Genomic DNA, 12,732 nt, shown 5'->3' with positions numbered 1-12,732 from the left:
ATCCCGTTGCGGTTAATCGCGGTACGGCGCTCCGTCCGGCTGTTTTTGTCTTCACAATCTATCACTAAAAATTAATTCGCAAAGCCAGAAGCGGTTTCTGACTGAACGGTGACAGAGAGGGGCTTGCGAAGCACAAACGAAGCGCTCTTTATATCCGAATTTCCGATCCGTTTAACATTCAGGGATCGTTAATGTGGGTAATTTTCTCTTGGCAATCACTTTGATGTGCTTTATTAGCAACATTATTGTCCAAACATTCTAAATAACGCCGTTGCCGATATATCAGGCAGAATCGCACTGATCGCCAATATGGGCCATTGATCTCAGTACGCCGCGACGGTCCCTGCGCCGGCCGCCAGGCGTTATTGTCATACAAAAGCGACACACTTTGCTCGCCGCTAGTTGTGCGATCGATGCGACGAATTCGCGTAGGCCAACCGCTACTCACCCCCCAAAGCCACCAGCATGACCGACAACAGCCGACGCTATCCCGATCCCTCCATCCGCGTGCTCGATCCGCGCTTCAACCCGCTGATTCTCGCTTCCGCGTCCGTCGAATGCCTGTATCAGGGGACGCGTTGGTCCGAGGGGCCGGTCTGGTTCGGCGACGGCCGCTATCTGCTGTGGAGCGACATTCCAAACGACCGCATCCTGCGCTGGGACGAAACCAGCGGCACGGTGTCGACCTTCCGGCAGTCGTCGAACAATGCCAACGGTCATACGCGGGATCGCCAGGGGCGCCTCGTGAGTTGCGAGCATCTGACGCGGCGCGTCACGCGCACCGAGTACGACGGCTCGATCACCGTGCTGGCCGACCGGTATCTCGGCAAGCGCTTCAATTCGCCCAACGACGTCGTCGTGAAATCGGACGGCTCGATCTGGTTCAGCGATCCGACCTTCGGCATCGACAGTTTTTATGAAGGCGAGCGGCAGGAGTCGGAACTGGCGGCCTGTGTGTATCGCATCGATGGTCAATCCGGTGAAGTCACCGTCGTCGCCGACGACGTGCTGGGCCCCAACGGCCTGGCCTTTTCTCCGGACGAATCCGTGCTGTATATCGTCGAGTCGCGTGGCCAGCCGCGTAAGATTCGCGCCTTCGACGTGGATGGCAACGGCGCCACGCTCTCGAACAACCGCGTGCTGATCGACGCCGGTCCGGGCACGCCGGACGGCTTTCGCGTCGACATTCATGGCAACTTGTGGTGCGGCTGGGGGATGGGCACCGACGAACTCGACGGCGTGCGTGTCTTCACGCCGCAGGGCGAGCCAATCGGCCATATCGCATTGCCGGAGCGCTGCGCGAACGTGTGTTTTGGCGGGCGCCATCGCAACCGGCTGTTCATGGCGGCAAGCCACGGGCTGTACGCGCTCTATGTCAATACGCAAGGCGTGCAGGGCGGGTGACGGCGGCCACCGGGTGGACCGTATCGGCTGGTTGCCTGACAAGTTACGAGGGCGCCTCGTTAACAGATCCGGGTTTGCCCTTGGAATCCGCGCGCAAGCCATTGAACCGCAAGGAGTCTGCGCAAAAACAATGGCTTTTACGCGGCCGGCGCCGCCGGGAGCATTTGCTTGACATCGGCCGTTGCGCTTCGCTATGTTGCGTGAGTAGCAAGACACCGCCCGTGACGCCTCTGGCCGGCGGACTTCCATACCAAGAAGCGAGGAGACGCAATGACTGTTTCAGACAGGTTGGCGCTCAGGCTGGTGTCCGTATGTCTCGCGGCGAGCGCCGCTTTCGCATCCGCCGCGCACGCAGCCGATCCGGTCACGCTCAATATCGTCGACGTGGCCGGCGATCTGCAACTTACGCAAAAGGGCTTCGAGGCCTTTAAGGCAAAGTATCCCAACCTCGTTGCGAACTTCACGTTCACGAACGCGCCCGCACCGCAGTTGCCCGGCAAGATCAAGGCGATGCAGGCTGCGGGCCGTTCCGATATCGACCTTGTTTTGACCGGCACTGATGCGCTCGCCGCCGGCATCGAACAGAACCTGTGGATGAAGCTGCTGCCCGATAACGCGGCGGTGTTTCCCGGCGTGCTCGACAGATACGCGCCGGGTCCGCGCAAGATGCAGGATCTGGCGCAAGGCTACGGTCTCGAGGTCGCGTATATGCCGGCCGGTCCGCTGCTCGAATACAACCCCGCCAAAGTCAGCGACCCGCCAAAGACGCCCGAGCAACTGCTGCAATGGTGCAAGGCGCATCCGGACAAGCTGATTTACGCACGGCCTGCGAACTCCGGTCCGGGCCGCACGTTCCTGATGGGGCTGCCCTACGTGCTCGGCGACAAAGACCCGCAGGACCCGATTAACGGCTGGGACAAGACGTGGGCCTTCCTCAAGCAACTGAACGATTGCATTCCTTACTATCCAGGTGGCACGTCGGCGGTCATGAAGGAACTCGGCGAGGGTTCGCGCGACATGACCGTGACAGTGACAGGCTGGGACATCAATCCGCGCGCGCTTGGCATCGTGCCGGCGGAATTTCGCGTGCAGGCGTTCGACAACATGACGTGGGTGAACGACGCGCACTTCATGGTGATTCCGAAGGGCGTACCGAAGGAAAAGCTGGACGTGCTCTACAAGCTGATGAACTTCATGCTCGATCCCGCGCAGCAGGCCATGACTTATGACGACGGCTATTTCTACCCCGGTCCGGCGATCAAGGGCGTGAGCGTCGAGCAGGCGCCCGCGCACAGCCAGGATGTGCTGAAGAAATACGGCCGGCCGGAGTACGCGAAGCTGCTGGCCGAGCGCCCGCATGTATTGCCGCTGAATGCGGCCGCAATGGTCGCGGCCTTCAAGAAGTGGGACACCGAGGTCGGCGCGCAGAAGACCAAGTAGGCGTCCGCCCGTCCGGGCACGCCGTCGCATTCGACGCGTAGTGCGTGACATCAACGCAGCGGCGCACGAACGCACGGCTGCGTCACGCGTATCAGGAAACCGCCATGAAGCCTCATTTCGAACAGTTGCGGCTCGATTCGGTGAGCCGTAGTTTCACGAATGCGGAAGGTCAGGCAATCGCGGCGCTGCAAGGACTCGATCTGACCATTCGACGCGGCGAGTTCATCGCATTGCTGGGGCCGTCGGGGTGCGGTAAATCGACAGCGCTCAATTGCATCGCCGGATTGCAGCCGCTCACGGGCGGCGGCATCTGGCTCGACGAGCGACGCATCGACGTGTTGCCGCCGGAAAAGCGCGGCTTCGGCATGGTGTTTCAGAACTACGCGCTGTTTCCGCACATGAGCGTGCTTGACAACGTTGGCTTCGGCCTGAAGATGCGCGGCGTCGACAGGAAGGAGGCGACGCGCCGGGTGCGCGAGGCGTTGCAGCTCGTGCAATTGGTCGGGCAGGAGCGCAAGCTGCCCGGACAACTCTCCGGCGGTCAGCAACAGCGCGTGGCGATTGCGCGGGCCATCGTGATCGAGCCGCCGCTGATCCTGATGGACGAGCCGTTGTCGAATCTCGACACGAAACTGCGTATTGAAATGCGCGCGGAGATTCGCCGCATCCACAGCCAGCTCGAACGCGCGACGCTGTACGTGACGCACGATCAGGACGAAGCGCTGTCGATGGCCGATCGCATTGTCGTGATGAAAGAGGGCGTGGTGCAGCAGATCGCCACGCCGAAAGAGGTCTATGCGCGGCCGCGCAACCTGCATGTCGCGCGCTTCATGGGTTATCGCAATGTGGCCGAGTTCACGCTCGAAGGCACGCAAGGCGATGGCGTGGCAGTCACGGCTAACGGCGTGCGCCTGATCGGCACACCGATGGCCGGCTTCGACAGCAAACGCGTGAGCGTCGCGCTGCGGCCGGAAGACATGGAGCGTGCGGCACCTGGCGCGGACAACGCGTTCGAGGCGCTCGTAACCGCCGTCGAATACGGCGGACGTGATTCGCTGCTGCGTGTGAAGACCGCGTTCGGCGAAGTGTGGGCACGCCTTGGCGGCGAGTTCGAAGAGGGCCAGCGAATCAGTCTGCGCGTGCCGCCGTCGCGCACGCTGGTTTATCAGAGCGAGGCAACATGAACACGCCCGCTTTGACGCCGCCGCGTGCGCCGCGTGACGCCAAAGCGTGGCTCGTCGCGCCGGCGCTGATTTTCATTGCCGCGCTGTTCATCTATCCGTTCGCGTATGGACTGGCGCTGTCGTTCCGTCCGATGAACGGTGGCGGTCCGTGGGCGAACTATCTGACGTTTTTCACCGATACGTCGATGTGGCCGACGATACTCGTCACGCTCAAGCTCGCGGTGCCCGCCACGCTCATCAACGTAGGCGTGTCGTTGCCGGTGGCATTCGCGCTGCGCCGCTATTCGCGCTATCAGAAGTTCGCCACGACCCTGCTGGTGATTCCGGTCACGCTTGGCACCGTGTTGATCGCTGACGGCATGCTCACGTACTTCGGTCCGAACGGCTGGTTCCCGCAAGCGTTGCACGGCCTGCATCTCTACACGCAGGAAGTGCGCCTGACGCATAACTTCTGGGGCGTGCTGATTTCGCTGATCGTGTCAGGTTTTCCGTTCGCATTTCTGTTGACGCTGTCGTACGTGACCGGCATCGATCCGACGCTCGCAAGCGCGGCGGCGACGCTCGGCGCGAGCCCCTGGCAGCAGTTTCGCCGCATCTATCTGCCGCTGCTGGCGCCGGGGTTGACGATGGCCGCGTGTCTGTCGTTCGTGCAGGCGTTTTCGGTGTTTCCCTCCGCGGTGCTGCTGGGAGCGCCAGCGGGTCCGACTCGCGTGATGTCGATCGCCGCGGCCGAAGCCGCTTTCGAAAGCTATGACTATTCGCTTGCATCCGCGATCGCCATGGTGATGGGCTTCGTGCAGCTGGTGCTCGTTGCCGCGATGCTCGGCGTGCGCCGCTTCTTCTATAGCGGCCCGGTCACGGGGGGCAAAGGCTGATGACGACCGATCATCGCCCGGCTCGGCCTTCATGGCAGGCGCAGGCGCCGCAGCAGCAAGGCGACGGCACGCGCGAACCCGACCGGCGCACCAGCCGCAGCCGGCCGCGCGTCAGCATGCCGGACCGCGTCTGGGGCGTGCTGGTGTGGGGCGCGATGGTGTTTTTCCTCATCAACGTGGTGTTGCTGATCGCGACCGTTGCGGTCAATTCGGTGGCGACGCGCTGGTTCGCCACCTGGTTGCCGCAAGGCTTCACGTTGCATTGGTATGCGCAGGCGTGGAGCGATTTCCAGTTGGCGAGCGTGCTGTGGGTGACTGTCGAAGTGGTCGGCGCGGTGGTGCTGCTGTCGATACTGCTTGGCGTGCCGGCGGCGTATGCGCTCGCGCGCGTGCAGTTTCGGGGCAAGCGTGTTGCCATGCTGATTTTCCTGTTGCCGCTGATGGTGCCCCCTGTCACCTACGGCATTCCCATGGCCACTGTCATGTACAAGGTCGGCCTCGCGGGCACGCTCGGCGGCGTGATTCTGGCAAACCTCGTGCCGGCACTGCCGTTCGTGATTCTGGTGATGACGCCCTTCATCGAACAGATCGATCCCAATCTCGAAGCGGCCGCGCGCATTTTCGGCGCCAACACGTTTCGCTACTTCCGCTACGTGCTGCTGCCGCTGCTCGTGCCCGGCATGCTGGCGGCCGGCCTGCTGGTGCTGGTGCGTACCATCGGCCTGTTCGAGCTGACGTTTTTTACCGCGGGCCCCGCGACGCAGACGCTGGTGGTGGCCTTGTACTACGCGGTATTTTCAACCGGCGTGCGCGCTCCGCAATCAATCGACGCCATGGCGATGATCTACATGGCGATCACGCTGATTTGGGTGCTGATTGCACTGCAATTCGTGAGCCCGACGCAGATCGTGTCGCGCGTCAAGGAACAGCGGCGCTAATGCGCGCGTCGGCGCGCGGGTCCCGCAACCCTGAGTTTCTACCCGCCGCAAAAGCAAAAGCGCGCACCGTGCGTTAAACGATGCGCGCTTCGGCATTCCCGAATTAATCGGGGTCTGCGCCGACATTCAAACGCAGATACAAACGCAGATGCAGAGTGAATCTTTTATTTCTCCCGATGTAATTCGATTATCCGCGTGGGCCGCAGGTGATTGACGGCGTAATGAATGCGGCCACGGTCATGGCGGTTGCCGAAGTAGCGCGGTTCGTCGAATTGACGATCTGCCGAAAGCTCCTCTATTGGCTCGACCATGCCTTTGTCAATCATCGTATATCCCGGCTCGAGCGCGAGCAGCAGATGATTGCCGCCGACCCGGCTGTCGAAGCCGGCCATGCCGTCGAGCGCCTCGGGCACGCTGTTCGTGAGGGTCGCGTTGCTGGTGGTGATTTCGTCCGGCGAGATCGGGCTGTGGCCCGCTATGCGCGCGGCTTCGAGATTCTTGCCGTCGGTATCGACCGTGCTGTCGTGCGTGCGGTCGTTGTGCATTTCCGTCGTGCGCGGGCCACGAGTGGCCGGTTGCCGGCCGGCGTCTGCCGGCTTGTTGATATCGCTGTTCATCGTGCATTCTCCTTGCAAGAGGACACGGTTTGACGTGCAGCAAAACCCGTTCCGCCTCGCATAACACCCTGATTCTCTTGCCTTGCACCGCGTTTTTTCCGCAGCGGTCTGGAAGGGTATTCCGCAGGCGATGGCGTTCGCGTTTCTTTTCGTTTTTTTTAATGGACGCGTATTTTCTACAGAGTATGATCTTACTCCGGCGAGCGAAACGCGGTTAAATTGACGGCATGCAGTCCGGCTATTTTTTCGGGGTCGGCAGCACCGGCCGCGCGCTACTCAAAACATTTACGGGGCCGTCAGGGCGGGTGACACATGCACTTTGATGCTGCATTCACACATCGCGGCTATCTATTGAATTGTGCGCCGGCGCGCGCGGGCGACGGCAGCTGGCAACCTTATGTGGTCATCTCGCGCTCGAGCGACGGCGAACTGGTCGCCAACCGCTTTTTCCCCACAGACTTGCGTTTTCCTGACGAAGCCACCGCCATCGCCCATGCGCGCGACTGGGCAGTGCGCTGGATCGACGCAAGCAGCGTGACCATCTGAGCGCCTGCGGCCGGTCGTGCCGCGTATGCAATGCCGCCGTACGCAGTGCCGCGTCTGCCGCGCCGCTCCTATGCCGACAGCCGGCGCTGCGCGAGCCTCGGTAAAAAGCGGTAATCTCTCGGCATAGCCACTTTGAACCGTGCGCACCGCGCGGCGCCGTCCTTTTATGCCTAACGTGCCTTCCCAGAACTGGGGCCTCGAACAGATCGTCGCGGAGTTGCGCGCCTCGCGTGAAGAATTGCATCGCACGCGGCATCCGCGCGGCATTCGCGAACTGCCCTCGCGCGAGGCGGTGACCAACATCGTCACCGGTCTGCGCGCGGCGCTGTTTCCCACACACTACGGCGCGCCCGATCTGACCGACGAAACTGTCGACTATTACGTCGGCCATACGCTCGAAAGCACGTTGCGACTGCTCGCGGAACAGATTCGCCGCGCCTTGCGATTTTTGCCCGAATTCGCCGACACGCCCGATGCCGATCTGAAGGAGCGCGCGTTCAACGTGGCACGCGAATTCGGCACGCAGTTGCCCGGCATTCGTGCGCTGCTGGTCAGCGACATTCAGGCAGCTTTTACCGGCGATCCGGCCGCGCAGCACATCACCGAAATTCTGCTCTGCTATCCGGGCGTGTGGGCGATGACGCACCACCGGCTCGCGCATGCCTTGCATCGGCTTGGCGTGCCCTTGCTGGCGCGCTTCATCAACGAGATCGCGCACTCGGCAACCGGCATCGACATTCACCCGGGCGCGACCATCGGCCCGAGCTTCTTCATCGACCACGGCACGGGTGTCGTGATCGGCGAAACGGCGATCATTGGCGAACGCGTGCGTCTGTATCAGGCCGTGACGCTCGGCGCGAAGAGCTTCGCCGCGGATCTCGACGGCACGCTGGTCAAGGGCAATGCGCGGCATCCGATCGTCGAGGATGACGTCGTGATCTACGCCGGCGCCACGATTCTCGGACGCGTGACGATCGGGCGCGGCTCGGTGATCGGCGGCAATGTGTGGCTGACGCATAGCGTGCCGCCCGGCAGCAGCGTGTCGCAAGGCAAGATCCGCGAAGGCGAGCGTACCGACGAGGGGCGTCAGTAATGCGTGGCCTCGCGCGTGCATCGTCTGGCGGACAGGTGCGCCGTTTTGTACGCGGTTTGCCGCGTGATGCCGCTTGCCGCGGAACGCCGCGCATGTCGCTTCTCGTTCGCTGAGAGACCCACCATGTCGCGCGGCCGCGTTCACATGCCTCGCTGCGCGATAGCCGGCGTCGAAGCGACGGTGGCCGACACGGCGCATTCGTTCCCGCGTCATTCGCACGATCGTTTCGGCGTTGGCGTGATCGTCAGCGGCGGGCACCGCTCGGCGAGCGGACGCGGTCTCGTCGAGGCGCGCGCCAACGACGCGATCATGGTCAATCCCGGCGAAGTCCACGACGGCAGTCCGCTCGACGAGCGCGGGCGCGCCTGGCGCATGTTGTATTTCGAACCGTCGATGCTGCTTGCCGCCACGAATGAGCTGGCGGGCGCCGCGTCGCGCGAAGTCGAACTCACACTGCCGGTCGCGCACGATCCGTTGCTGACGCGGCTGTTTGAGCGCCTGTTCGCGGTGTCCGTGCAGGCGCCTGGCGTGCCGGACGATCTGGTGCGCGAGGAAGCGTTGCTCGATCTGTTTGCGCATCTGGTCCGCACGCATGCCACGCTGCCGGCACGTTCATTGTCTTCGCCTGCATTGGGGCCGATCGCGCGCGCGAAAGCCCGCATCGACGACGACCCCGCGTCGCCGCTGACGCTCGCCGAACTCGCCGCCGATGCAGGCATGAGCCGTTTCCAGTTGCTGCGAGGTTTTGCACACGAGATGGGACTGCCGCCGCATGCGTACAGAATGCAGCGTCGCGTGGGACTCGCGAGGCAGTTGATCGCGCGAGGCGCGGCGCTGGCCGATGCGGCGGCCGCGGCGGGCTTCGCCGACCAGAGCCATATGACACGCGCGTTCGTGCGCCTGCTCGGGGTGACGCCCGCGAACTACGCGGCTGCGATGCGCTGACGTTTATCCCTTATCCGATCCGCAGATGCTGCAGCAGCGTCGCGCCATGCACGCCATGCAACCAGACGTGCTGCCCGACAAACCACGCCGCTGCCCACGACGCGGCCACCACGAGCAGATCGCAGTGCCCGCTGTTCCAGAGATTCAACGAATGCCGGCCCGCAATCCAGGGCACGCCTAGCGGATTCGGCCAATCGGCAAACAGATGCATCAGGCCGCCGCAGGCAAAGCCGAACGCCGGCGCGGCATAGACCGAATGCCCGAGCCAGTGATACGACAGGGCGAGCAACGCGAGCCATGCCACGCCCCAGTGGGTCAGCGTGCGATGCGTAATCCACAGGCGCCGCGCGCGCGACCACCACGCCACTTCGAGCCAATCGGGCGCTGTACTCCCGGCCACGCCGGCCATGAAACTCAGCAACACGCCGAGATGAAACGAACCGCCACCGCCGATGCGTGCGACGATCGCCGCCGCGATGACGCCGGCCGCAAAACCGGTAGCGTGGTGTGCTTTGCTGGATGCCATCGAACTCGCGGTGCAGTGCACCGAATGAAAGACAAAGGGCGGCTATGTTCGCAGATGAGCCGACAAAAAAATAGCCGACCGGCGACTTAAAAATCGCCAATCGGCGTGGCCGTCAAAACGCAAGCGTGTGTGCGAAATCTCAGGTCGCGCAGCGTGCGATATCGACGCGCATTTCCGATTCCGGTGGATCATCCGGTGCGTTCGCCGGATGCATCACCTTGATGACGGAGCCGCCATTCATCGGCGTCAGCGTCACGAAATACGAGTTGTTCGAATCCGAGCCGACTGCGAGCTCGGTCGCACCGCCGACGTTCGATGCGCGCACGCGCGACAAGCGACTCTCGATGCAATCGGCGACATAGGCCGGGGTGCGTTGCGACGAGAAGTACATCATCGGTTGGGACGCGTCGCGGGCGGGACCGGAAGAACCGCACGCGCCGAGCGCTGCAAGCGCGGCAACCGCGGGGGCAAGCAGGAGAAGTTGTTTCATGATCAGATCGTCGGCGTCCCCGGTCATACGCGGGAACTTGGGGCGCGGGCGAAGCGCAACGCGATGCTACGCGGCGTCATGCTTCGCGACCAGGCCGCCGTTCAGTTGCAACGGTATGGCGACATTGCGGAGAAGAAGGCAGCTATGTTCAGTATAGTCACCGCGTGCTCGCGTCGTCACTATCCGCGCACGTGGTTATTGTGTCGAAACGTAAAGCGCGGAGTTGGAGAAAAAACGGTCGCGAAAAAACGGTCATGAAAAAACCCGCGACGTGATCGTGTCACGCGCGGGTTTGGCAGCGAAGCGAATCGATAGATCCGCTCCGCACTGACTGCGTGGAAAACTTAGAAGCGGTGCCGCAAGCCAACCGCCGCCGCCACCTGATTGCCGGTCGACGACGGCGCGAGCGTGTTAATCGACGCGACGTTCGCGCCGAAGTTGCCAAGCTGGCCGGACGCGTGCTGGTACACACCTTCCACGTACACGTCCGTGCGCTTGCTCAGCGCGTAGTCGCTTTGCAGCGACACCGTATGCCACTTCGGATCGCCAGAACCGTTCGAGCCGGACATCTTGCCGTCGGTGAACGTGTACGACGCCGCGAGGCTCAGGGCCGGCGTCAATGCGTAGTGGCCGTTGATTTCGTAATTGTCCAGATGCAGGTTCGTGCCTGCGATGCCGGGCAGCGTCGCGCCGCCGACGTCGATGCCGGTGATGCCGTCCAGTTGCGTGTGGGTGTACACAAAACCGACCGTTGCCGGGCCGTACGTGTAGTTGATGCCGGCACCGTAGGTGCGTTGCAGATCGGCCGCGATCGCTGCGGTGCCGTCGCCTTGCGAGACGGCGCCGCCCAGATTGGAACTGCCTGACTTGTTCAGTTGCAGGTAAGCGGCGGCGACGCTCAGCGGACCGTTGTCGTACGAAGCACCTACGCTCCATGCGCGGTTGTTCGAGAACTGGCCGGCCGAGTTGCTGAAGCCGTACAGACCGCCGAACTTGAGACCCGCGTAGTTCGCGCTCGTGTACTTCACGGCGTTCTTGATCGAGAACGAGTTGTCCAGGTTGTCGTTGTCGAACGGGTGGGTCGCGAGGTTGTTGCCGTAGCCCGCGCCTGCTTCGGACAGCGGCGCGAGGTAATCGACCACCGAGTCGTATTGACGGCCTAGCGTCAGCGCACCGTACTGATCGCTCTTCAGACCCACGAAAGCCTGGCGATTGAACATCGTGTTGTTTTCGGTGAACTTCCCGTTGTTCAGGTTGAAGCCGTTTTCCAACGTGAAGATCGCGTGCAGGCCGCCACCGAGGTCTTCACTGCCGCGCAGACCGAAGTAGGTGTTCGATACCGAACCGCTGCCTTGTTGCCAGTTGCTGTGGCCGCCCTGGTTGTTCGAATAGACAAGGCCGGCGTCCAGCGTGCCGTACAACGTCACGCTGCTTTGTGCATGCGCGCTGATGGCCACCGCGCCGAGGAGGCCTGCTGCGATGAGGGTTTTTTTCATGGATGGATAACTCCGAAACAGTGCATGGGGAATCGCATTCCGGTGCTCGCCGGCGATTTCGCAAGCGGTCTGGCGATTCGCTGCGAAGTGTATTCGTCTAATTCGGATCTTTAATCGTGGATGGCGCAACAATAAATTCTCGAATTCGTAATAACGAATTGGAAATGGGTAAGTTCGGGTAAATAAAGAAAAAATCCGATCGGCTATGAATTCGCTGAGGTTGTGTCAATCGCGGGTGTGTTGCTCGATCGCGACGTTGGGCGCGGTGCCGTGCGCAGTAAGCACATGCGCATCCTGCGAGAGGCGTCGCGATTTATTCTGATTTCTGCAATGCACTCTTACCATTCATGTGACCCATTCCTATGAATTACGGTTCTACAATTCGTCTTGCCCCCTGACCAAGGGTGTCTTTTTCATCTTTTATACGCGGCCTTCGGGTCGCGTTTTTCTTGTTTATATAATCGGTTTATAAGTTCCGGCGAATGGCGAAATAGATTATTTCAACTGGCAATTTTTTCGCATCGGCTTGTCCGTTCGTCAGAGGGCAGCATTCGCCGCGCGCGGGGCGGGTAAAATGGTGCGCTTGAAATGTGTTTCCGCCCCGCCAAAGTGAGTGAGCCTGCAATGACCGAACCATCCCTTCCATCGTCCGATACCGCTGAAGACTTCACGACGGAAGGCTCGTCCGAACTGGGCGAAACTGTGCACGAAGACCGTCTGTGGCGTGACGACGGCTGGACTGCGCGCGTCATCAAGAATGAAGACGACGACGGCTGGGCCGTCGCAATGATCAAGGACGGCGAGGCGGAACCCGCGCTCGTCGGACCGTGGACAATGGGCCGCAACAAGAAAGATCCCAAGCCGCTCGACACCTCGGCGTTCAATACGCTCGTGAAGACCGCGTCTGAAGTGCTGCGCCGTCATGAGCAGCAACTGCGCGCGCAACTGCATAAGTCCGTGCGGGTGATGAGCGCGGACGGCAACGACGAGCTCGACATTACGCTCGACATCGTTCCCGATGAAGACGAGCCGTATGCGCTCCTGACCGCGCTCGACGCGTTCGGCGAACAGCTCGCGCAGGTGCAGGTGGCGCCTCACTTCAAGCTCAGCAAAGCGAGCGCCGCGGCATGGGTCGAAAACGAGTTTCGCCGGCCGGTCTGATCGCCGTGGTGCCGTGC

The 12,732-nt window shown here is 62.1% G+C and carries 13 protein-coding genes; 9 read left to right on the top strand and 4 right to left on the bottom strand.

Features of this window, described 5'->3' with window-relative positions; translation table 11 throughout:
- Nucleotides 1–465 precede the first annotated feature (465 nt).
- The 5 genes from A6V37_RS22300 (at nucleotide 466) to A6V37_RS22280 (ending at nucleotide 5,841) form a co-directional block, all read left to right on the top strand.
- Nucleotides 466–1,404 (top strand): SMP-30/gluconolactonase/LRE family protein, encoded by a 939-nt coding sequence (locus A6V37_RS22300; protein ID WP_064286354.1) that lies wholly within the window; start codon nucleotides 466–468, stop codon nucleotides 1,402–1,404.
- 270 nt (nucleotides 1,405–1,674) lie between these two features.
- Nucleotides 1,675–2,844, top strand: coding sequence for an extracellular solute-binding protein (locus A6V37_RS22295; protein ID WP_064267431.1), 1,170 nt, complete (start codon nucleotides 1,675–1,677; stop codon nucleotides 2,842–2,844).
- 104 nt (nucleotides 2,845–2,948) lie between these two features.
- Nucleotides 2,949–4,028 (top strand): ABC transporter ATP-binding protein, encoded by a 1,080-nt coding sequence (locus A6V37_RS22290; protein WP_064267430.1) that lies wholly within the window; start codon nucleotides 2,949–2,951, stop codon nucleotides 4,026–4,028.
- On the top strand, nucleotides 4,025–4,903 hold the full coding sequence (locus A6V37_RS22285) for an ABC transporter permease (protein ID WP_064267429.1): 879 nt from the start codon (nucleotides 4,025–4,027) through the stop codon (nucleotides 4,901–4,903). Before A6V37_RS22290 ends, A6V37_RS22285 begins: the two co-directional genes overlap by 4 nt.
- The gene (locus A6V37_RS22280) at nucleotides 4,903–5,841 is read left to right on the top strand and encodes an ABC transporter permease (protein ID WP_064267428.1); all 939 of its coding nucleotides are present in this window, start codon (nucleotides 4,903–4,905) and stop codon (nucleotides 5,839–5,841) included. Before A6V37_RS22285 ends, A6V37_RS22280 begins: the two co-directional genes overlap by 1 nt.
- A gap of 164 nt (nucleotides 5,842–6,005) precedes the next feature.
- On the opposite strand, the gene A6V37_RS22275 is transcribed toward A6V37_RS22280, so the two are convergent.
- Entirely contained in the window at nucleotides 6,006–6,458 is a 453-nt protein-coding gene (locus A6V37_RS22275) for a DUF3005 domain-containing protein (protein ID WP_064267427.1), read from the bottom strand.
- 312 nt (nucleotides 6,459–6,770) lie between these two features.
- On the opposite strand from A6V37_RS22275, the gene A6V37_RS22270 reads away from it, so the two are divergent.
- The 3 genes from A6V37_RS22270 to A6V37_RS22260 all read left to right on the top strand — a co-directional run bounded on the left by A6V37_RS22270 (nucleotide 6,771) and on the right by A6V37_RS22260 (nucleotide 9,042).
- Nucleotides 6,771–7,004: a hypothetical protein gene (locus A6V37_RS22270; protein ID WP_013590843.1), complete on the top strand. Its 234-nt coding sequence runs from the start codon at nucleotides 6,771–6,773 to the stop codon at nucleotides 7,002–7,004.
- Nucleotides 7,005–7,170: 166 nt separating this feature from the next.
- Nucleotides 7,171–8,097, top strand: coding sequence for a serine O-acetyltransferase EpsC (gene epsC, locus A6V37_RS22265; RefSeq protein WP_064267426.1), 927 nt, complete (start codon nucleotides 7,171–7,173; stop codon nucleotides 8,095–8,097).
- A gap of 123 nt (nucleotides 8,098–8,220) precedes the next feature.
- Nucleotides 8,221–9,042: an AraC family transcriptional regulator gene (locus tag A6V37_RS22260; RefSeq protein ID WP_064267425.1), complete on the top strand. Its 822-nt coding sequence runs from the start codon at nucleotides 8,221–8,223 to the stop codon at nucleotides 9,040–9,042.
- A 10-nt stretch (nucleotides 9,043–9,052) separates the two neighbouring features.
- Here the strand turns inward: A6V37_RS22260 and A6V37_RS22255 are convergent, their stop codons facing one another.
- The 3 genes from A6V37_RS22255 to A6V37_RS22245 all read right to left on the bottom strand — a co-directional run bounded on the left by A6V37_RS22255 (nucleotide 9,053) and on the right by A6V37_RS22245 (nucleotide 11,554).
- Nucleotides 9,053–9,568: a metal-dependent hydrolase gene (locus tag A6V37_RS22255; protein WP_064267424.1), complete on the bottom strand. Its 516-nt coding sequence runs from the start codon at nucleotides 9,566–9,568 to the stop codon at nucleotides 9,053–9,055.
- A gap of 139 nt (nucleotides 9,569–9,707) precedes the next feature.
- Nucleotides 9,708–10,085 (bottom strand): sugar ABC transporter ATPase, encoded by a 378-nt coding sequence (locus tag A6V37_RS22250; RefSeq protein WP_242665784.1) that lies wholly within the window; start codon nucleotides 10,083–10,085, stop codon nucleotides 9,708–9,710.
- A gap of 317 nt (nucleotides 10,086–10,402) precedes the next feature.
- Entirely contained in the window at nucleotides 10,403–11,554 is a 1,152-nt protein-coding gene (locus A6V37_RS22245; RefSeq protein WP_064267423.1) for a porin, read from the bottom strand.
- 624 nt (nucleotides 11,555–12,178) lie between these two features.
- Between A6V37_RS22245 and A6V37_RS22240 the strand changes: the two genes are divergently transcribed.
- On the top strand, nucleotides 12,179–12,715 hold the full coding sequence (locus tag A6V37_RS22240) for a hypothetical protein (RefSeq protein WP_064267422.1): 537 nt from the start codon (nucleotides 12,179–12,181) through the stop codon (nucleotides 12,713–12,715).
- The last annotated feature ends 17 nt before the right edge of the window (nucleotides 12,716–12,732 follow it).

Origin of the sequence: Paraburkholderia ginsengiterrae, from assembly GCF_001645125.1 — a bacterium.
Taxonomy (GTDB): domain Bacteria; phylum Pseudomonadota; class Gammaproteobacteria; order Burkholderiales; family Burkholderiaceae; genus Paraburkholderia; species Paraburkholderia ginsengiterrae.
The sequence above is the reverse complement of the archived record's forward strand: the minus strand, read 5'-3'. Positions and strand labels throughout refer to the sequence as shown.